Origin of the sequence: Nocardia veterana NBRC 100344, from assembly GCF_000308855.1 — a bacterium.
GTDB classification, from domain to species: Bacteria; Actinomycetota; Actinomycetes; order Mycobacteriales; family Mycobacteriaceae; genus Nocardia; species Nocardia veterana.
The window spans coordinates 1-19,637 of the sequence record NZ_BAGM01000006.1 but is presented as its reverse complement, the minus strand read 5'-3'; the positions used below and the strand labels follow the sequence as shown (position 1 = coordinate 19,637).

At 68.1% G+C, this 19,637-nt stretch carries 21 protein-coding genes, 1 tRNA gene and 1 pseudogene; 11 read left to right on the top strand and 12 right to left on the bottom strand.

The genetic code is table 11. The annotated features are described in order from the left end of the window. Positions 1-15: 15 nt before the first annotated feature. Positions 16-951, bottom strand: a complete 936-nt coding sequence (locus ON37_RS00890; RefSeq protein WP_040715469.1) for an LLM class F420-dependent oxidoreductase — start codon at positions 949-951, stop codon at positions 16-18. A gap of 256 nt (positions 952-1,207) precedes the next feature. Here ON37_RS00890 and cutA point away from each other — a divergent pair, with 256 nt between their 5' ends. Further along, complete coding sequence (gene cutA, locus ON37_RS00885; RefSeq protein WP_040715395.1) at positions 1,208-1,540, top strand: divalent-cation tolerance protein CutA; 333 nt, start codon at positions 1,208-1,210, stop codon at positions 1,538-1,540. Here cutA and ON37_RS00880 read toward each other — a convergent pair. Further along, on the bottom strand, positions 1,521-2,762 hold the full coding sequence (locus ON37_RS00880) for a helix-turn-helix domain-containing protein (RefSeq protein ID WP_051031016.1): 1,242 nt from the start codon (positions 2,760-2,762) through the stop codon (positions 1,521-1,523). The genes cutA and ON37_RS00880 overlap by 20 nt on opposite strands. A 249-nt stretch (positions 2,763-3,011) precedes the next feature. On the opposite strand from ON37_RS00880, the gene ON37_RS00875 reads away from it, so the two are divergent. From ON37_RS00875 to ON37_RS32650, 3 genes are all read left to right on the top strand, one after another. After that, a complete protein-coding gene (locus tag ON37_RS00875) occupies positions 3,012-3,320 on the top strand; it encodes a hypothetical protein (RefSeq protein ID WP_040715394.1) in 309 nt (102 codons plus the stop codon). 37 nt (positions 3,321-3,357) lie between these two features. Continuing rightward, positions 3,358-3,594 (top strand): hypothetical protein, encoded by a 237-nt coding sequence (locus ON37_RS00870; RefSeq protein ID WP_040715393.1) that lies wholly within the window; start codon positions 3,358-3,360, stop codon positions 3,592-3,594. A 93-nt stretch (positions 3,595-3,687) separates the two neighbouring features. Further along, positions 3,688-3,885 carry a hypothetical protein gene (locus tag ON37_RS32650; RefSeq protein WP_157171313.1) on the top strand — a complete coding sequence of 66 codons (198 nt, stop codon included), beginning with the start codon at positions 3,688-3,690 and terminating at the stop codon, positions 3,883-3,885. A gap of 87 nt (positions 3,886-3,972) precedes the next feature. Here the strand turns inward: ON37_RS32650 and ON37_RS00865 are convergent. From ON37_RS00865 to ON37_RS00855, 3 genes are all read right to left on the bottom strand, one after another. Then, positions 3,973-4,063, bottom strand: a tRNA-Ser gene (locus ON37_RS00865). Between the two features lie 63 nt (positions 4,064-4,126). Then, positions 4,127-4,609 carry a nucleoside deaminase gene (locus tag ON37_RS00860; protein WP_051031014.1) on the bottom strand — a complete coding sequence of 161 codons (483 nt, stop codon included), beginning with the start codon at positions 4,607-4,609 and terminating at the stop codon, positions 4,127-4,129. Next, positions 4,606-5,142 carry a tRNA adenosine deaminase-associated protein gene (locus ON37_RS00855; RefSeq protein WP_040715392.1) on the bottom strand — a complete coding sequence of 179 codons (537 nt, stop codon included), beginning with the start codon at positions 5,140-5,142 and terminating at the stop codon, positions 4,606-4,608. The genes ON37_RS00860 and ON37_RS00855 overlap by 4 nt, the downstream gene beginning before the upstream one ends. Before the next feature lie 58 nt (positions 5,143-5,200). Between ON37_RS00855 and ON37_RS00850 the strand changes: the two genes are divergently transcribed. Beyond that, positions 5,201-6,151: a prephenate dehydrogenase gene (locus ON37_RS00850; protein WP_040715390.1), complete on the top strand. Its 951-nt coding sequence runs from the start codon at positions 5,201-5,203 to the stop codon at positions 6,149-6,151. Positions 6,152-6,155: 4 nt separating this feature from the next. Here the strand turns inward: ON37_RS00850 and ON37_RS00845 are convergent, their stop codons facing one another. The 3 genes from ON37_RS00845 to ON37_RS00835 all read right to left on the bottom strand — a co-directional run bounded on the left by ON37_RS00845 (position 6,156) and on the right by ON37_RS00835 (position 10,660). Then, positions 6,156-6,731 carry a putative glycolipid-binding domain-containing protein gene (locus tag ON37_RS00845; RefSeq protein ID WP_040715388.1) on the bottom strand — a complete coding sequence of 192 codons (576 nt, stop codon included), beginning with the start codon at positions 6,729-6,731 and terminating at the stop codon, positions 6,156-6,158. A 118-nt stretch (positions 6,732-6,849) separates the two neighbouring features. Continuing rightward, positions 6,850-8,829: an ABC transporter ATP-binding protein gene (locus ON37_RS00840; protein WP_245552917.1), complete on the bottom strand. Its 1,980-nt coding sequence runs from the start codon at positions 8,827-8,829 to the stop codon at positions 6,850-6,852. Continuing rightward, positions 8,753-10,660, bottom strand: coding sequence for an ABC transporter ATP-binding protein (locus tag ON37_RS00835; protein ID WP_306306443.1), 1,908 nt, complete (start codon positions 10,658-10,660; stop codon positions 8,753-8,755). Before ON37_RS00835 ends, ON37_RS00840 begins: the two co-directional genes overlap by 77 nt. Before the next feature lie 300 nt (positions 10,661-10,960). On the opposite strand from ON37_RS00835, the pseudogene ON37_RS00830 reads away from it, so the two are divergent. The 3 genes and pseudogenes from ON37_RS00830 to ON37_RS00820 all read left to right on the top strand — a co-directional run. Then, positions 10,961-12,109, top strand: a pseudogene (locus ON37_RS00830) (DNA cytosine methyltransferase); the annotation flags it as partial. Positions 12,110-12,214: 105 nt separating this feature from the next. Then, a complete protein-coding gene (locus ON37_RS00825) occupies positions 12,215-12,631 on the top strand; it encodes a very short patch repair endonuclease (RefSeq protein WP_040715384.1) in 417 nt (138 codons plus the stop codon). A 142-nt stretch (positions 12,632-12,773) separates the two neighbouring features. Next, the gene (locus ON37_RS00820; protein WP_083892616.1) at positions 12,774-13,559 is read left to right on the top strand and encodes a DUF998 domain-containing protein; all 786 of its coding nucleotides are present in this window, start codon (positions 12,774-12,776) and stop codon (positions 13,557-13,559) included. Here ON37_RS00820 and ON37_RS32645 read toward each other — a convergent pair. Both ON37_RS32645 and ON37_RS00815 read right to left on the bottom strand, forming a co-directional pair. Beyond that, the gene (locus tag ON37_RS32645) at positions 13,507-13,662 is read right to left on the bottom strand and encodes a hypothetical protein (protein WP_157171312.1); all 156 of its coding nucleotides are present in this window, start codon (positions 13,660-13,662) and stop codon (positions 13,507-13,509) included. The genes ON37_RS00820 and ON37_RS32645 overlap by 53 nt on opposite strands. 75 nt (positions 13,663-13,737) lie before the next feature. Beyond that, complete coding sequence (locus ON37_RS00815; RefSeq protein ID WP_040715383.1) at positions 13,738-15,297, bottom strand: esterase-like activity of phytase family protein; 1,560 nt, start codon at positions 15,295-15,297, stop codon at positions 13,738-13,740. A gap of 113 nt (positions 15,298-15,410) precedes the next feature. On the opposite strand from ON37_RS00815, the gene ON37_RS00810 reads away from it, so the two are divergent. Beyond that, positions 15,411-16,187, top strand: a complete 777-nt coding sequence (locus ON37_RS00810; RefSeq protein WP_040715381.1) for a maleylpyruvate isomerase family mycothiol-dependent enzyme — start codon at positions 15,411-15,413, stop codon at positions 16,185-16,187. Positions 16,188-16,196: 9 nt separating this feature from the next. Here the strand turns inward: ON37_RS00810 and ON37_RS34605 are convergent, their stop codons facing one another. Next, entirely contained in the window at positions 16,197-16,451 is a 255-nt protein-coding gene (locus tag ON37_RS34605) for a hypothetical protein (protein WP_040715380.1), read from the bottom strand. A gap of 27 nt (positions 16,452-16,478) precedes the next feature. Beyond that, on the bottom strand, positions 16,479-17,021 hold the full coding sequence (locus tag ON37_RS00800) for a PIN domain-containing protein (protein WP_245552914.1): 543 nt from the start codon (positions 17,019-17,021) through the stop codon (positions 16,479-16,481). Between the two features lie 620 nt (positions 17,022-17,641). Between ON37_RS00800 and ON37_RS00795 the strand changes: the two genes are divergently transcribed. Continuing rightward, positions 17,642-18,448 (top strand): alpha/beta fold hydrolase, encoded by an 807-nt coding sequence (locus ON37_RS00795; protein ID WP_040715461.1) that lies wholly within the window; start codon positions 17,642-17,644, stop codon positions 18,446-18,448. A gap of 632 nt (positions 18,449-19,080) precedes the next feature. Continuing rightward, complete coding sequence (locus tag ON37_RS32640) at positions 19,081-19,362, top strand: hypothetical protein (RefSeq protein ID WP_157171311.1); 282 nt, start codon at positions 19,081-19,083, stop codon at positions 19,360-19,362. Positions 19,363-19,637 lie beyond the last annotated feature (275 nt).

The window sequence follows — 19,637 nt, the reverse complement described above, 5'->3', positions numbered from 1 at the left end:
CGGCCGGGCGACCGGTCAACCCAGCTGGGGAGCCACCTCGGCGGCGACCAGTTCCAGGTGCGCGAGATCGGAGAGGTCCAGCACCTGCAGGTAGAGCCGGCTGATGCCGGTGGCCTCGCGGTAGCGGCCGATCTTGTCGACCACCTCGGCCGGGGTGCCGGCCAGACCGTTGACGCGCAACTCGTCGACCTCGCGGCCGATCGCCTGTGCGCGGCGGGCAATTTCGGCCTCGTCCCGGCCCACACACAGCACCTGCGCGGCGGAGCGGACGATCCCGTCGGGATCGCGACCGATCTCAACGGCAGCGGCCGCGACCCGATCGAATTGCGCGGCAGCCGTTTCCGCGTCCACGAACGGCAGGTTGAATTCGTGGGCGTAACGCGCGGCCAGCGCGGGGGTGCGCTTCTTACCCGCACCACCGATGATCACCGGCGGCCCCGGCTCCTGCACCGGCTTCGGCAGGGCCGGACTGCCTTGCAGCTCATAGTGTTTGCCCACGAAATCGAAGGTGGCGCCGACCGGAGTGCGCCACAGGCCGGTGATGATCGCCAACTGCTCGGCGTACCGGTCGAACCGCTCCCCCAGGTCCGGCAGATCGATGCCGTAGGCGCGGTGTTCGTCGCCGAACCATCCCGCGCCGAGCCCGAGTTCCACCCGCCCACCGGACATCTGGTCCACCTGCGCCACCGAAATCGCCAGCACCGACGGATGCCGGAACGTCGCCGCGGTCACCAGCGTGCCCAGCCGGATCCGGGAGGTCTCGCGCGCGAGCCCGGCCAGCGTGATCCACGCGTCGGTCGGGCCGGGCAGTCCGGAAACGTCACCCATCTTCAGATAGTGGTCGGACCGGAAGAACGCATCGAACCCCGCCTCCTCGGTCACCTTCGCCACCCGGAGCAGATCGTCGTAGGTAGCCCCCTGCTGAGGCTCGGTGAAGATTCGTAGTTCCACGAACACCAACGTACCTGCGCAAAGGGGTGCGCCGATCAACCGGCCATCGCCGCGACCGCCCCTGCGGCCTCGGCGCGGCAATTCCCCGCCGGGGTGTCGTGCACGAAGACCACCTGCGCCGACGACACTGAATTTCGCTGAATCACCCTGAATCCGGGTCCCTCGTTGGGAACCCGTCGGGAATCTTCGGGCCGAATTCCTATGCCGGAACGGCGTCAAGCCTGTGTCGGGCGGCCCTGTCGATATCGTGGCTGGCATGGCGACAGCGCGAGTATGGGCGGTTACGTCGACGACGCCGACAGAGGATGACGCTCGAGCGATCGCGCGAGCGGTGGTGGGCGAACGGCTGGCAGCGGGCGCGGAGATTACGGGCCCGGCAGTGTCGGTGTTCTGGCATCTGGGCGAGCTCGGCGAGGGCCAGGAATGGCGGGTGACTGTGCGAACGGCGGCCACGACGCGGGACCGTCTCGCGGCACGGATCGCGGAGTTACATCCGTGGGACAGTCCGGAGGTGACCGCGACGCCGGTGGAATGGTGCTTGGACACCTACGCCGAATGGGTGGAACGGACTACAGGCGCACCGGAATAGGCGGGCGCACTGCGGCGGTGCGGCGCGCCAGTTCGGCGCCGCCGTCGATTCCCGCGACGACGCAACGCTGTGTCACGTCCCGGAGCCGTGCCACGGGCCGCGCAGATGCGACCCGTCCGGCGAGGGTGAGCGCTTTCTCTGCGGTCGATACGGCCGCGGTGTCGGCGCCGGCATCGATGTAGGCATCGGCCAGCCAGCCCAGATAGAGCGCCTTGTCCCGTGCCCAGTGGTCTGGGTAGCTGGCAAGGGCGCGCTCGAGCGGAGCTATCGCCTGGTCCGGTTGACGCAGCACCGACCACACGCGCCCGGTCATGATGTCGAGTTCGGAATGGTCGACCCACGCACACCAGGGCGGCGCGTCAGTGTCGTTGTCCTGCAACGCGTCGCGGGCCGTTTCCAGCGCGCGGGCCGCGCCGTCGCGGTCCCCGGCGGTGGCCAGCGACCACGCACGCCGCGATTGCAGCAATGCGCGAGCCTTGGGCGGCGCGTCGGTGCCGATGGCCTCACACCCAGAATCGGCGGCCCGTACGGCGTCGGTGGTGCTGCTGGCGTACGCGATATGCACGAACGCGTTGGCGGCCAGTTCCCGGCTCGCTGCTTCGTCGGCGGCCCGGCGGCTGTATTCGAACAGGTCGACTGCGGTCGCGGTGAATCCGGCATCAAAGGCGGCCCATCCGGCTTGCTGGCCTTGCTCGGCGGCCAGCTCGGTGAGCTCGCGTTGGGTGCCGAGTGAGTAGCTTGCGCGGCTGAGCGTCTGTTCGGTGCGAGCGAGTTCGGCGAAGTAGACGCGGAAGGTGTCAGCGCCGCCGAGATAGCTGTCGACGTCGACCAGGCGCGCGAATCTGTCCCGCATTTCCGCGATATCGGCCGCGCCGACCCGCCCGGGTACATCGGTGAGCGTCACTGCGGCGGCGCCGACACCGGCCAGCGCCAGGAAGTCTCTGCGTTTCGTGGCATCGTCCTTTTCGCCATCGCGTCGGGTCCGCTTCGGATGCAGACCCAGCGCATTGTGTGTTTCTACCCCGAACACTGCCATGAGCGCAGCGCGTGTTGCGTCCCTGGGCCAAGAGATTTCGCCGCATTCGATCCGCGATACCGCCTGCGCGTCGAATGCGGACGCGCGGCCGGTGGCGAGTTCGATGTGCCGACGCACCAGCTCAGCGAGCTCGCCCTGAGTCCATCCTCGCGCCAGCCGTAGCGATCTCAGCAGATCGTTCGTCATAGGTTCCCCACAGGCGCCCGCCCTTATTTGCCGAGTGTTTTGCGCTGTCCCGCACCGCCGGCCAACACGATTCTTGGAAGTGGTTCCGACGCCGGGCGCCGCGAAGACCCCGGCGTCGGTTCTTCCCACTCGATGGCGGAAGGGGTGTGGCATGTGGATCGTATTCTTGCTCACCGCAGGGCTTTTCGTACTCACTGTGGCACTGTTCCGGCTGCCGCTTCGCGGAGAGCGCCGCGAGGATGGCCAGCAGTGAAGGGCGCTCACCCGATCGCGTTGGGATGGGTACACCCGGAATCGACAGCGCTGGACTGGGATATGGCTCAGGTTCGCCGGTTGGCACGCCACCTCGGCTACGCGCTTGTGTGGCCGCCGGAGACGAGCCGGATACCGCTCGCCGATCAGGCACGCGCGGCCGGTGCCGATGCGGTGATCACGCCATCGACCGATCACATCGGCATTCTCACGCTGCACGCGGTGATGTGCGTGGCCGACGTGGAGACGGTCACGCCGCGACTCTCGTTCGCACGCTGGCCCGCCGAATCCAAGGTCGACGAATAGCCAGCTCCCCCCGAGAGTCCCGGATAACGGTGCCGATATGAAGGCAACCGGGGATTGGGTGGAGTTGGCCGGCACCCTCATCACGATGTACGGGCTGTGGTTCGCGGCAGAGGCAGAATCCACCGCTCAACAAGCCCTGTCCGAGCTCAGGGCGAGCACCCGCCTCGATGCGGCGACGGATCTGAGTATCGCGCTGTTCGGGATCGCCACGACCGCTGTCGGCATCGTGCTCGGCATGGTCGCCGTTGGTCGGTTTTCGTGGCTCCCTTGGTAGCTGGCACCGGAAAAATTCATGTCCCGGCCTGACTCCCGCGGCGTCCACCAAGTCAGGTTTTTTGGGGGGCGACAAAACGTACGGCACGGAGCAGTGACCAGCATATTCATCCAGTTCGGAGAGGCACGCCCCACCGACCTACCAAACTGGGGGGAGAGAAATCTACTGCCGAACCGGATGCTCGGGCGCAAGGATCCGGCCGTGACGCTGCGGGTGTACGCGGACCTGTTCGATTCGGACCTCGACAAGGCGGCCCAGCTGATGCACGACAACTACGCGCTGGCCGCCTGAGTTAGGAATTCGTTGGGAAAACCGGTGCCTGCGGCATCCCCGGTAGACGAAAAAAGTCCCCCACCTGGTAAGTCAGGTGAGGGACTGTGGCGGTGGCGGAGGGATTTGAACCCTCGGTGGGGGGTTACCCCACACACGCTTTCGAGGCGTGCTCCTTAGGCCGCTCGGACACGCCACCGCAGGTGACTTTACCGGACGGGGCGGCGAACTCGAAATCGGGTGGTCAGGCGGCGCGGGAGCGTCAGGGGCGCCGAGTGCGGAAGAAGGTGTCGAGCACGGCGGCGCATTCGGCTTCCAGGACACCGCCGCGGACCTCGGGGCGATGATTGAGCCGACGGTCACGCACGACATCCCACAGCGAGCCCACCGCCCCGGTCTTGGGTTCCCACGCACCGAACACCAGACGACCGATCCGGGCCAGGACCAGCGCGCCGGCACACATCGTGCACGGTTCCAGCGTCACGGCGAGGGTCGCACCCTCCAGCCGCCAGCCGTCACCGTAGACCTGCGCCGCCCGCCGCAGCGCCAGGATCTCGGCATGGGCGGTGGGGTCGCCGAATGCCTCCCGGGCGTTGCTGGCGCGCGCCAGCTCGCGGCCGGCGGCATCGAACACGACCGCGCCGACCGGAACATCGCGCGGGTCGGCCGAGGCCGCCGCGTCGAGCGCGGCGCGAATCAATTCCTCGTCTCCCGGCGCGGTGGCCGGGAGCGGCGCCGAACTCAACGGTGCAGCTTGTCCAGGACCGCGGAGAATTCGTCGGCGAAGCCGAGCCGCTGCGCGATCATCCCCAGCTGCTCGTCCGGGTAGAGATCGGTTTCGGTGAGGATGACGCTGAGCACGGGCTCGGGCAGACCCAGGTCCGAGAGCACGCCCAGATCGCCTTCCTCCCACGGTTCGATCTCGTCGAGTTCGTCCGGATCGATATCGGGGACCTCGACATTCAGCGCGTCGAGCACCTCGACGGCGATGTCGTAATCGATCGCGGCCGTCGCATCCGAGATCAGCAGCCGGCTGCCGGTGGGGCCCGGCCGCAGGACGATGAAGAACTCGTCGTCGACGTCCAGCAGTCCGAAGACCGCACCGGTGCTGCGCAGGGCGCGCAATTCGTTCTCGGCCGCGGACAAACTGCTCAGCGCCTCCGCACTGAGCGGACTGCATCGCCACGTGCTGTCCTCGCGGACGACCGCCACTGCGAACCCTTCCACATCGTCGTAATCGTCCGACGCGGCCCTGTTCGTGCTCGAGCGCTGTGCCATGGCCGCAACGGTAGTCGGCTTCGGCGGAAATGTTGAAGTCGTATGCGAATCTGATCCGATGACGGGCGATCGGAATTCCGCGGTGTGCGTACTGGGTACGGGTTTGATCGGTGGTTCGCTGCTGCGGGCGGCGGCGGCCGCCGGTTACCGGGCCTGGGCCTACAACCGCTCGGAGACCGGCGCCCGGGCCGCGCGCGCCGACGGATTCGACGTGGACTCCGATATCGCGAAGGTGTTGACCCGCGCCGCGGCCGAGGATGCGTTGATCGTGCTCGCCGTGCCGATGCCCGCGATCGCCACCGTCCTCGCCGATGTGCGCACATTCGCCCCCGACTGCGCGCTGACCGATGTGGTGAGCGTGAAGGAACCGGTGCGTGCCGAGGTGCGCCGCCAGGAGCTGGCCGCCCGCTACGTCGGTGGACATCCGATGGCCGGCACGTCCGAATCGGGCTGGGCCGCATCGACTTCCGAACTGTTCCGCGACGCGGCCTGGGCGGTGGGGGTCGACCCCGGCACCCATGCCGAAACCTGGGTCCGGGTCGCTCGGCTGGCGCTGGACTGCGGAGCGGTGGTGGTTCCGGTGGTGGCCGCCGAACACGATCGCGCGGTCGCCCGGATCTCGCATCTGCCGCACGTGCTGGCCGAGGCGCTGGCGGTGGCCGGGGCGGCGGGCGGCGATCTGGCCTTGGGCCTGGCGGCCGGCTCCTTCCGCGACGGCACGCGTGTCGCCGCGACCGCACCCGAGCTGGTGCGGGCGATCTGTGAACCCAACGCGGTGGCGCTGACCGAGGCCCTCGACGACGCCCTGCGGTTGCTGACCGCCGCCCGCGACAGCCTGCGCGCGGAAGGCAGCCTCGGCGAGCTGATCGACGCGGGCTACAGCGAACGCGACCGCTACGACACCCTGCGCCGCTGGGACATCACCGATATCCGGCCCGGCGATCAGGACTGGCTGGAGCGACTGCGCGCCGCCGGACAGCGCGGCGGGGTGATCCGCGCGCTGGACTGAGCGGTCAGATCCGTTCGGCCAGACCCGGGTAGTCGAGCACGAATCCCTCGTCGTCGACGGTGACGGTGGCGCTCGACACCGGGGAGAGCACGTGGATTCCGTCCGCCCCGCTGCTGTAGGTCAGGCTCGCTTCCTGCACCAGCAGATCCGGCACCCGGACATAGACGACCGGGACCTGGACGTCCTCGGTGCCGTGCGCCAGTCCGAAACGACGAATCGGCAGGGTGTTGAACAAGGGGCTGAGCACCACGTCGACGTCGAGCGCACCGCCGAACATCGAGCGCACATGCGTGCCGCCCGCGTCGACGAGCCAATAGTTCTCCTCGTCGCGCGCGATCGACGCATGCCGCTCACCCGCGGCGACGGTGCTGCGCAGCGACAACCGTTTGGTGCGGCCGACCTCGTCGGTCACCAGGTCGTAGGACGCGCTGAACGCGGGATGTTCGCCACAGGCGCCAGCGATGATCCGGCCGGAGGCACGGATCCGGTTGCCCGTGAGAACCACCCGCACCGATTCCATCCGAGAGGCGTCGTGGGCACGCCAGGTGAGCACCGCCGGCCAGCGTGGCGCCGCGCCCACGCCGCCGTCGCTCGCCTGGGCGGTGTCGGAATTGCCCTGGGCTGGCTTACTCACCCCTCTACCGTAGGTGACGAGCACGCCCGCGGTGCGGTCGCGGCGCGCGAGTTGTTCACCCGCGCTACACCAGCGATTCGCGCCACGCGGTGTGCAGGGCGGCGAATCGTCCCGTCGCCTCGATCAGTTCGGCGGGCGTGCCGTCCTCGACGATGCGGCCCGAGTCCATCACCAGCACCCGGTCGGCGATGGCGACCGTCGACAACCGATGGGCGATGATCACCGCGGTGCGCCCGCGCAGCACGGTCTCCAATGCGCGCTGCACCTGCCGCTCACCCGGAATGTCGAGACTCGACGTGGCCTCGTCCAGCACGATCACCGCCGGATCGGCCAGGAACACCCGGGCGAAGGCGACGAGCTGGCGCTGCCCGGCGGACAATCGCCCACCCCGCTTCCGCACATCGGTCTCGAATCCGTCCGGCAGCGACATCACGAAGTCGTAGAGCCCGACCGCCCGCGCGGCGGCGAACACCTCCGCGTCGGTGGCCTCCGGCTTGCCGAGCCGGATGTTGTCGGCCACCGACCCGGAGAAGAGGTAGGACTCCTGGGTGACCATGGCGACCGCCCGTCGCAGATCGGCGTCGGCGATCCGGCGCAGATCGATGCCGTCCAGCGTCACCGTGCCCGACGTCGGGTCGTAGAACCGCGAGATCAGTTTGGCCAAGGTCGACTTACCCGCGCCGGTGGCGCCGACGAGCGCGACGATCTGGCCCGCCGGCACCGTGAGCGAGAAGCGCGGCAGCACCGTCCGAGTGGTCCTGGGTCCCTCGCTGTCCGGTCCGCCACCGCTCACGTCGTCGCGTCCCGGATATCCGAAATCGACATCGGTGAGCCGCAATTCGCCGCGCACCCGTTCCAGCGGACGAGGCGCATCCGGCTCCGCCACACTCGGCCGCTCCTCGAGCACGCCCGAAATCCGTTCCAGCGCGGCAGCCGCCGACTGATAGGAGTTGAACACCTGCGCCAGCTCGTCGAGCGGGCCGTAGAACTGGCGCAGATAGAGCAGGAACGCGGCCAGTACGCCGATCTCGGTCTGGCCATGGATGACTCGCCATGCGCCGACCACCAGAATGACCACGTTGGTCGCATTGCTGATCAATCGCACCAGGCCGATGTAGGAGGCCATCCCGTACAGCGCGCTGATGTTGGCGGCGCGGTATTCGGCATCGGAGTCGAACAGGATGGTCTCGTTGCGCTGCTCGCGCCGAAATGCCTGCACCGCCCGGATCCCGCCCATCGTCTCGACGAAATGGACGACCACCTTCGCGATCGCACCCCGGGTGCGCCGATAGCCGGCGCGCTGGCGGCGCTGGGCCCAGCGGGTCACGAAGACCAGCGGAACGAATCCGGCCAGCACCACCAGCGCCAACGGGATGTCGAGCCACAGCAGGATCGCGGCGATGGTGACGACCGACAGCACCGCGCTCAGCGCGTCGTTGAGCGCGCGGTCGAGCAGATCCTCGAGCGATTCCAGGTCGCTGGTCAGTCGCGCGACGATCTTGCCCGAGGTGTAGTTCTCGTGGAAGTCGATCGACAGCCGCTGCACATGCGTGAAGACCCGCAATCGCAGATCGAACAGGACCTGCTGACTGAGCCGGCCCGAAACCCGCAGGAACAGGAAGGTCGTCACCCCGCCCAGCGCGGTGCAGCAGACGATGCCGCCGACCGCCGATGTCAGCGGCAGCCAGTCGCCCGCGATCGCGCGACCGACGCCGGTGTCGACGCCGTGCGCGACGAACAGCGGGGTGGCCACCAGCGCCGCGTTGTCCACCACGATCAGCACCAGCGCCGCCAGCGCCGACACCCGGTAGGGCCGGATCAGCGACCACAGCAACCGCCGCGACCGCGCGGCCAACGCCAGATTGACCGCGTCGGTCTGCTCCCCCTCCTCGGCGGCCACCCCACGCCAGTCGGACTCCTGGACAGGCGCCTCGGTGCCCCCTTTCGCACCGAGCTCGGTGTCCGGCTCAGCGTTCGTGCGCGAGTCGGCGCCCTCGGTCGGATTCGCCGGCATCGAGTTCGTCGGCATGGAGTTCGTCGGCATCGAGATCACCTCCCATCAATTCCCGGTAGCGCGAACAGGTTTCGAGTAGTCGTTCATGTGGTCCGTCGGCAATGATGCGGCCTCCGTCCAGGACCGCGACCCGGTCGGCCCAGGCGGCGGTGGACGGCCGGTGCGCGACCAGCAGGACGGTGGCGCCGGCCAGCGCCGCGCGCAGCCGCACCTGCACCTGCTCCTCGGTGGTCACGTCCAGCGCCGAGAGGGGATCGTCGAGCACCACGATGTGGCCGCCCGCGTGCTTGTCCCGATCCAGCACCGCTCGGGCCAGCGCCAGCCGCTGCCGCTGCCCGCCCGACAGGCTCAGGCCCTGCTCGCCGATCCGAGTCCGCAGGCCCCACGGCAGTTCGTCCACGAACCGCGCGGCGCCGGCCGTCTCCAATGCTCGGCGGATCTGTGCCGCCGTGGCGTCCGGATTGCCGAGCGTGACGTTCTCGCGCACGCTGGCGGAGAACAGCACCGGGTCCTCGAAGGCCACCGAAACCTGGGAGCGCAGGTCGGCCAGCCGCATCGAGCGCACGTCGACGCCGTCGATCGTGACCGCGCCGTCGGCGACATCGAACAATCGCGGAACCAGTCCGAGCAGCGCCGATTTACCGCTGCCGGTCGCACCCACCACCGCCACCGTCTCACCCGGCCGCAGCCGGAGCGAAATATCGTGCAGCAGGTCGTGTTCGGCGTCCGGGAAACGGAAACGCACCCGCTCGAACCGCAGTTCCCCGCGCAGCGGTTGCGGTACCGGCACCGGATATTCGGGGTCGGTGATCTCGATCGGAGTGTCGATCACCTCCCAGAAGCGTTGAGCCGCCGTGCGGGCGTGATTCGTCTCGGCGAGCAGGAATCCGAAACCCATGATCGGCCACTGCAGGTAGGTGGTCAGCGTGATACCCGCGACCAGCGCACCCACGGTCATCGCCTGCTGGGTCAGCAGATAGCCGCCGATCGCCAAAGCCGCGGCGATGCCCAAGGCGGACAACGTGTTCAGCGCCGTCCACAATCGCGCCGCCAGCCGCACCTTCGCCAGCTCCAGGCGCTGGAGTTCGCGAGCCTGGGCACGGAACCGGCGACCGAACCACGGACCGCGGCCGAAGGCCTTGAGCACCCGGATTCCCTGCGCCGACTCCTCCACGGTGGTCGCCAGATGGCCGGACTGGTCCTGCGCCCGCCGCGAGGCGAGGCCGTAGCCGCGTTCGAATTGCAGGGCCAGCAGCACCAGCGGAATCGCGATCAGCAATTCGATCAGCCCGATCTGCCAGCTGAGCACGAACAGCAGCGCCACACCGATCCCGAGGGTCGCGCTCAGCGACAGCAGCGAGGGCGCGACGAAGGCGAAAAACCTTCGCAGCGTGGACATATCGGTGATGGCGCGGGAGGTGAGCTGACCGGACTCCATCCCGTCGTGCACCCCCACCGACAACACCTGAAGTCGCTGGAAGAGCTGGGCGCGCAGGCCGACCTCCAGTCGGCTCGCGGGACCGGCCACCACGCGCCGCCGCCACCACGAGCTGACCGTGCTGAGCACCGCCAAGCCGACGATCAGTCCGATCGGCGCCCAGATGCCCGCGAAATTCCGCTCCGCCACCGGCCCGTCGATGATCCTCGCCGTCACCAGCGGCAACGCGATATCGCACAGCATGCCGAGGCCGGACAGCGCCGCGCTGCCGAACAGCGCCATCCGGTACGGCCGCATCTCGGGCCACAGGCGCCGCAGGGAGCCCGCACCCGTCACTCGGCCGGGATCGGACGTGCTTTCGGTGACCGTTCCGGTTCTGTCGTCCTCCGAATCGGATACGGTCTCCGTCGTCGCGACGGACACAACAATCCCCTTCCATGTCGTCGGTCGGGTCGTCTCTTCGCCGAATCGGCACCGCACACATCCCCCGGTCCCCGCCCCGAGCGCGCGTACGACCTTTCAGACTGCCAGCGACCCGGTTCCGCGCCAACCGATTTTTCATGTCCTCGGCCTCCGCTTCGCTGCGACGGCTCCCGGCCCGGGTGTCCGACCGCACTGCGAGTTGATCGGCAGGCCGGTTCAGGTGCTCGAGTACCCTGCACATCCGGGCCCTTCGCGATCGCGCCGGTGCCCGATGGGGATTCGGCGAAAGGACCACCGGCTGTGAACAACGCGCGGGTCGTCGGATTGTTCGCGGGAATCGGTGGTCTGGAACTCGGTTTGAGCGCGCACGGCTGGCGAACCGAATTGCTGTGCGAGATCGATCCCGGTGCCCGGGCCGTCCTGTCCGCGCATTTCCCGGATGTCGAATCGCACGCCGATGTCACGCGGTTGCGCGCGCTGCCCGCCGGAACCGAATTGGTCGCGGCCGGTTTCCCCTGCCAAGACCTGTCGCAGGCCGGGCGTACCGCCGGGATCACGGGAGCGCGGTCGGGCTTGGTCGACGAGGTCTTCCGGCTGGTCCGCCGCAAACGCGGCCCGCGCTGGCTGCTGATCGAGAACGTTCCGTTCATGCTGCAACTGGGCCGCGGCCAGGCGATGCGGCACATCACCGCCGCCCTCGAGGAGCTCGGCTACACCTGGGCATACCGGGTGGTCGACGCGCGGGCGTTCGGGCTGCCGCAACGGCGGCAACGAGTGCTGATGCTGGCCTCGCGCTCCGAGGATCCGCGCCCGGTGCTGTTCGGCGCCGACGCCGGACCGCGCACGATCGGCGATCCGAATACCGACCCCTGCGGTTTCTACTGGACCGAGGGGGTGCGCGGACTGGGCTGGGCGGTCAACGCGGTACCGACGCTGAAGGGCGGCTCCGGGCTCGGCATCGCGAGCCCGCCGGCGGTGCGCCTGCCCTCCGGCGAGATCGTCACCCCGGGCATCACCGATGCCGAACGGCTCCAAGGCTTTTCGCCGGGGTGGACCGTCCCCGCCCTGACCGCCCCCGGAGTCCGTCCCGGCCACCGGTGGAAATTGGTCGGCAATGCGGTCAGTGTGCGGATGGCCGCCTGGATCGGGGCGCGGCTGGCCGCGCCCACCGAGGAACCGGTCGTCGAGTACACCCCGCTGGCCGCGCATCGCTGGCCGACCGCGGCCTGGGGTCACGCCGGCACCGCCTATCGGGTACCGGTCTCGACCTGGCCGGTGCACGAACCGTACGAGGATCTGCGCTGGTTCCTCGACGATGCTCGGCTGCTGTCGGCCCGCGCGACCGCCGGCTTCCTGCGGCGCGCCGCCCGCGGCACACTTCGCTTCCCGCCCGGCTTCCTCACCGATATGGAGAACCATCTGCTGCGGATGGAAGGTGCCGCGCAGCCGGCGCGTAACCGTGGCGTGAGCGGAAACCGGCACGAGATGTCGAAAAGGTCACCGAACCCGGCCTCGGGAACATGTGTTCCGGCCGGCACGCTGTAAGGAGTGTGCATGAGTTCCGGCCGTCCCGTCACCGATGCGGTGACCAGCGCCCGGATGGCCCGGCAGCGGCGGACGGGTACCGCCCCGGAAACGGCGTTGCGGACCGAACTGCACCGGCGCGGACTGCGCTACTTCGTCGACCGCGCGCCCCTGCCCGGCCTGCGTCGCCGCGCCGATCTGGTGTTTCCGCGGCGCAAGGTCGCGGTGTACGTGGACGGTTGTTTCTGGCATTGCTGCCCGGAGCACGCCACCTATCCGAAGAACAACGCCGAGTGGTGGGCGGAGAAATTGGCCGGCAACGTGGCACGCGATCGCGATACCGACGAGCGACTCGATGCGGCGGGCTGGGTGGTCGTGCGGGTGTGGGAACACGAGGATCCGATCACGGCCGCCGATCGGGTCCAGTCGGCGCTGTCGGGGCGATAGGCCATGATGGAGGTTGCCGGTTCCGACAGCGTGAGCACGGCATATTCGGAACCGCACACGAGAGCGCAGAATGTGAGGATGCCGGACGTAGGGATGTCGAACGCGGGAATCTACGTGCAGCGAACGACGTGAAACGAGGGCAATGACGCCGAGCGAGCCGCCCGATCGAACGACCGGCGAATCCGGAGCGATCGCCGTACTGGAACGCTCGCACGTCTCCGGGCGGCGGCGGTTCCGCGTCGTCCGTTCCGCGATCGCGGCGGCAATCGCGGTCGCGGGCATCTGCTATTCCTCGTGGATTCTGGAGTTCGTCCTACCGATCCACCTGAACCCGATCAGGTCGTTCCTGAGCGAGTTGGACGCCGAGGGTCGGCCCTACCGCTGGGTGTTCGACCTCGGTGACACCCTCGCCGGTTCGCTGACCCTGATCTCCGCGGTCGTCGCGTTGTTCGTCTTCCGGCGCCGAGGGCTGTTCACGGTGGCGTGGATCGCGCTGGGCTGTTTCGGCGCCGCCACCATCGCCGATGCGCAGTGGCCGCTGCACACCTGTTCGGGCCCCTGCCCGCCCTCGGACAGCGGGATGTTCCCGCAACTGCATCAGATTCACGCGCTGACCAGCACGCTGGCGGTGACCTCGATCTTCGTGGCGATGATCGCCTTCAGCGTGGCGGCCTTCCGCTATCGGCGCTGGCCGATTCTGCGGCATTCCGGGCTGTGGATTCTGATCATCGGCTCCGCCGCCACCGCCTGGATGTTGATCGCCGACAATCTGCCCGGCAACTACGCGTTGGGTATCGCCCAGCGCATCCAGGTCGGATCCATGTCGCTGTGGCTGATCGCGCTCGCGGTCCAGATCTGGGTGGCCGAACGGACGATCACCGGCGAGCGGAAGGCCGCGGCGGCTCGACGGTCCGGGACCGCACCGTGACCAGCGAGCGGGGAGCCGATTCGGCCACCGCGCCCGCGATCGCCATCGCGGCGAAGACAGCCAGGATGGCGCCCAGGACGAGTACCTCGACAACTGTGTTCATATACCCACGGTGGCACCGCCGGCTGGCACGGGTTTGTGCGGAACTTGGGTAGAACCTGAGAATGCGAGGGGACGGCTAGCCCACGGTGATCGTCACGGTGTGGCTCGCGGTACGCCCCGGCAGCGCCCGGGTGTCGATGCGCAGGATCTCGCCGGTGTCCTGACGGCCGTCCGGCAGCGTCTTCGGTTTCAGGCCGAACGGCGGCTGCGTGCCGGTACTGCCGGCCAACCCGAAATCGCTGTCGTTGGCGATGTAGAGCGTCGCGCCGCCGTCGGTGGTGGCCACACCCTCGATCTTGTCGTGGCCGAAGAAGCCGCCCCGCGGGTCGAGCCCGGCGAGCAGGCCCGCCAGATCGAGATTCGATTTCTTCGCCACCGGCGTGATCCCCGCCCGGTTCAGCGCGGCCACCCCGTCCTCGGTGGATACCTTGCCGACGTAGGTTTCCAGCGGCTTGTCACCGATCAGCAGCCCCAGTGCCGGGTCGTAGTGCGCGCCCGGGACGGCGGCGTTCGGGCCGACATCGGTGGCGCCGGTGAGATCGATCGTCCACAGCTTCTTGTTCGCCTTCGGGGCCGGTTCGCCGTCGCGCTCGTCGACGAGGAAGGTGTGCGCGTCGAGGGCGGTGATGTCGGAGACGGCCAGCTTGTGCTTCGGGTCGGCGAGTGGGTAGACGTATTCGGCGACCGCGTGGGTCCGCAGATCGACGGTCACGATGCGGGTCATCGGCACCTCGCGAGCGGAGTCGAGTCCCGGTGTCTGCAAACCACTTTGGATGATGCCGACCAGGGTGCGGCCGTCCGGCGCGAGGGTGAGACCTTCCATGCCCTGGTTGGGGGTGCGCAGGGAAAGTTCCTTCGGCAGTCCGGATCCTGGTGCCAGCCGTTCGATCTCGCGGCCGGTGGCGTCGACATGGACCAGGAACGGTCCGTATTCGTCGGATACCCAGAACGTCCCGTCGGGCAGGGCGACCAGCCCCTCGGGGTCGAGACCGTGGTCGGTCGGCGGCAGGGGGCGCCCGGCCGGGTCGCGCATCGTCTCGCCGGTGGAGGCGGTCGAATCCACCAGGCCGTTGAACGGCACACCCGCGCGATTCTTCAATTCGATCGTCGATTCGAGGACCGCCGCGGTGCCACCGAGCCGGAACTTGCCGATCTTGGGCACGAAATCCGCTAGCGGAACGATCTTTTCGTTCTTTCCCGGCCCGTCGACGTTGGGTCCGCGGTCGGTGAGGCCGTAGAACTCGTCGTTCGATCCGGGCACCGGAGTCCACGCGGAACCGAATCCGCTGCCCTGCACCGTTACGCCACCGATTTGGCCGAGCGACGGGATATCGGTGGTGAACAGGTGGACCGCGTCGGCGGTGGTCACGGTGAACGTGTCGGTGCCGTGATAGCCCGGATCGGGCAGGTAGCGCAGTCCGCCGGCGGTACTGCGCTCCAGCCGGCCGTGCTGCGGGTCGCCGAAGGCCACCGCGGCGCCGCCACCGGTGCGAGCGGCCAGTTCGTCGAGCGAGATGGTGAGCGGACGATCCCGCTCGGTGTGCAGGTCCGGTTCGTCACCGCCCGGGGAACACGCGGCTGCCGCGCAGAGCACAGCACCCGCGAGGACAGTTCGGAGCAGATGACCGGTTCGCATCCGAAGTACCTATCCCGCCGAGACGACGATCAGTTGGCCGTGACCTGAACAGTTATCCGACGGCATGCCGGTTCGCCCAGCGCCCGTTCCCAGCGCTGGGTAGGGTCACCCCCGTGACCAGCGAAGCGCCGGAATCAGCCGCACCCGTCGAACTGCTCGAGACCGTGGACGCGGCGACCCAGACCCTGCTCGCCGCGGTGGAAGCCTTGGGCGACAGCGATATCGCCACCCCGTCTCTGCTGCCCGGCTGGACCCGCGGCCATGTGCTCGCCCACCTGTCCCGCAACGCCGACGGCCTGGTGAACCTGCTGCTGTGGGCACGCACCGGCATCGAAACACCCCAGTACGCAAGCCAATTCCTGCGTGACTCGGATATCGAGGCCGGGGCCCCGCGGCCGCTCGCCGAACAACTGGCGGACCTGCGGGCCTCCGCCGACCGCTTCCTCGGTCTGGCCCGCGCCATGCCGCCGGACCGGTGGGGCTACCGTGTGCGCGCCCGCACCGGTAAGGAACTGCCCGCCTCGGTGGTGCCGTGGTTGCGGTTGCGCGAGATAGAAATTCACCACGTCGATCTGAACATCGGCTACCGCCCGCAGGACTGGCCCGCCGCCTTCGTCGCCCGCATGCTGCCGGAAGTGACCGCGGGTTTCGCCCACGCCGCCGAATCGCACCGCCCCGCCGACGCGAAGCCGATGACCTCCGACCCCGACCAGCCCCCGCCTCCCACCTTCACCCTCGTCGCCACCGACACCGATTTCACCGCCACGGTGGGGCGGGACCCTTCCGACACCATCTCCGGTCCCGCAGCGGAGCTGCTGGCCTGGTTGATCGGCCGGAGCGACGGGGTCGGGCTGACCGGATATCTGCCGAACCTGCCGGCGTGGCTGTGAGGTCCGGCCTCACCGGCCCACCCGACCGGCCGCCTCGAGCCGGTCGGCGAGGAAATCCAGGACGCGATGCAGGGCGGCCTGTGTCGGCTCGCCGGGCTCGTCGACGAGGTGCTCGGTGAGCACCGAATGGGGGCTCAGCACGCCCTCGAGATTGGCCGCCGCATCGTCGAGTTCGATGGCGATGACCTGCCGGAAAATCACCCGGGACTTACCCTCGTGGGTGAAGATGGCGCGCTCGAAATCGCGCAGATCGTCGTCGCTCATATCGGCCCTTCACTAGCTGGGCCACCACTATCCGGCGAACAGACCGGTCGAGTCTTGAAAAAATGTTCCGCGCGGGGTGCTGTCCAATCGATGCGCGATTCGTACAGGGACCGCAAACGCCTCGGTGCCGAACCGTCGGGTCAGTCGGTGGCCCCGTCGGGACGGTGGGCCGCAATGATCATGACGAGACTGTCGAGGCCCTCGAAATCTTTCGGATTCGTTGTGTAGAGCGGCAACCCGTCGCGCCGCAGTGGCGGCAATCATGAGATCGGCCGTCCGGCGTCGTGGCTGAGGGCCGATCGCGTACACCGAGGCACAGATCAGTCCGAAGATCCGAGCGGCCTCACTGTCGTAGGGCAGCGCCTCGCCGAACGTCGCCTCCGTGTGCTGCAGCACAGCGATCGGCCGAGCGCGCCTGATCGGATCATCGGTGGCGTATGGCCCGCACGACAATTCACCCAATGTGACTGCGGTGATGGCGGATTCGACGGGTAGTTGAGCCGGATCGAACACCGAGAGCGCGGCGACAATGCTGATGTCGAGCACGCCCCTCGCCCGCGGATCGTTCACAGGCCGGTCCCTTCGAGCGGATCCTCACCGAGTTCGTCGCTGACGGCAGCATCCAGGTCACGCCGCAACTCTTCGTAGTCCAGCACGGGAGCGGTAGCGAACATCGCCTGCGCCTGGCTCGTATGAACGAAGCGGTGGCGCCTGATCGGCGTCACCTCGGCCAAACGGCTCCCCGTTGATGGTGAGCACATATTTCTTGCCCTCCCGCAGCCCACGGGTCACCACACCGGAGTCGTTGACGAATTGACGAACGCTGACCTCGGTCGGCTGGAACATCTCCGGGACGGTCATGGGTACACCTACCACGCCGTGGCACGCCTGAGCGCGCAACGCCTCCAGCCGGCCGTGGTGGGACAACCGGCACACGATTCTTCGACCCGAATGCCGTGTCAGCGGCCGTGTCAGATCCGCATCAGGCGGATATCAGCCGAGCCGGTGACCCTATCCACGTGAACGACACCGCAACCGCAGCTCCGAGATCTCGGAATGCGCTCCAGGACAACGTGATTCTCGAGGCGAACCATCCGGTTGCCGGTAACGACACCGCGGAACGGCACACCGGTCGTGACCGCCGTCCACTCCGTTCGCCCCACTCCCGACAAGGCAAGGAACAGATCGCGATGACGAACACCACTGCCCCCTCGACCGAGACCACCTGGACCGGCATGGTGCAGGTCGACGACACGGCTCTGGCGGTGACCGATACCGGCGGCCCCGGCATCCCGGTGCTCTACCTGAACGGCTGCTACGCCAGCCGGCGGCACTGGCGCAAGACGATCGCCGAACTCGGCCCCGGCTTCCGGCACATCACCTTCGACGGACGCGCCCGCGGCAAGTCGCACACCTCGGCCGACTACTCCTTCGAGGCAGCGCTGCGCGACATCGACGCCGTCCTCGCCGCCCGCGGCGTGGACCGGGCGATTCTGGTGGGCTGGTCCTACGGCGGCATCCTCGGCTGGCACTGGGCCGACCGCAACCCCCACCGCGTCGCCGCCATGGTGACCGTGGACGCCGCCCCCTACGGCATCACCGGCGAGGAGAGCCGCGAGCGCATTCGGAAGTTGTTCCACCGCATGCGTTTCCTGCTGCCCCTGGTCCGCCCGTTCGGCATGGCAGCGCGCATGTCGGCCGCCGCCCACGCCGAGATCGGCATCGAAGCCAACGAGATCGTCGACGCCAGCGCACCCGTCCTCCTACGCCTGACCTGCCCGACCCGCTTCGTCCTCGCCACCGGAGACAGCCTCGGCAGCGAAGCGGGAGAGATGGAAAAAGCCCGAGCCTCACTCGACCCGGTCTTCACCGGCAACCCGAACGTCCAGCTCGGCACAAAGGTCGAAAGCAACCACTCCAAGATCCTGAGCAAGGACTTCGCCGCAATCGCCCGAACCATCCGGGAAACAGCGACCCTCGCCGGGGATGTCGACTAGCCCACCAGCGCCACAGGTTGTGGCATTACACAGGCGCCTCTCGCAGCGACTTTGAACGCGGTCCGAACGTCGAGTGCCCCAGCCCATACGGACCCGACCACGACGATTCGGCGAAGGGCTCGACAGGATGACGGTTGCGACGACCGCGACGGACGTTCCAGGGCGAATGCATCGGTCGTACCCGCGCACGAGACCGCAGATGCGAAACGGCCCCTCGCCTGTCACCAGGTGAGGGGCCGTACTGCGCGCCCGGAGAGACTCGAACTCCCAACCTTCTGATGGGTTCGACCGTCCGTGGCCGTCTGTCGACATCCACTAGTAGCGTTGTGTAGGAACAGATTTCGGCGCGACGGCGCGGCTGGAATCTGCCTCGATCCGTCCTTGTACGCGGACGTTTGTACGGTGAAAGTAACGGCTCATCGAGTCGTTCTGGCATCTCTTTCTCCGCTGAAATCAGTTGAACTTGTGACACCCTGGTGGCAATGACTGATGGGGGTTGTGTGCTTACGGGTGTTGTGCCGATTCTGGTAGTCGGGTTGAGGTGGGCATGCTGGAAGTGTCATGAACAGACGCTGTGTGTAGTTGGCTTATGCCTAGAGCAGTCCCGCGAGATCCGGACTGGCGAGACAGCGATGAAATTCGCGCGGGGTCTGCTTGTTGATGCCGGCCGAACCGATGCCGCATCGCTGCTGGTGCAGCATTACACGCGCTCAGGAGATCCGACCGGGATTGCCTCGGATTGTTCGTGGTGCGGAGCGCTGCAAGGCAACTTCCATGTCCGCTCCGAGGCCAGAGAGCGTCTTGCGTATGGCTGCGGCCTGGAAGCACTCGAGGTCTTGGCCGATGGCTCATGCACACGGGCCGAATGGATCGAACTGGACGATGATCCGGGCGGTGGCCTTCTTACCTACTGACCTTCCATAATTCGGCAGGGCTTGCTGGCGACGTGCGGTTTGGCCCTGGTGGTGGTCGGCATGCGTCCATGGGTGGGCTGGCTCCCGCCTGCCCGATAAGGCCTGCCCTTCGCGCGTAGAGGCTCCGGGGTCAAGGGTGGGCGAATGCCCATCAGCAAAGCTGACGCCATCGGCGCCCTTGACGCTGGAGGGGCGCGGGAACACAATGCAGGCCGACCACCACCAGGGCCACGCGGCCGAAGGACGCGCAAATCAGTAGGCCGGCCGAATCGCTG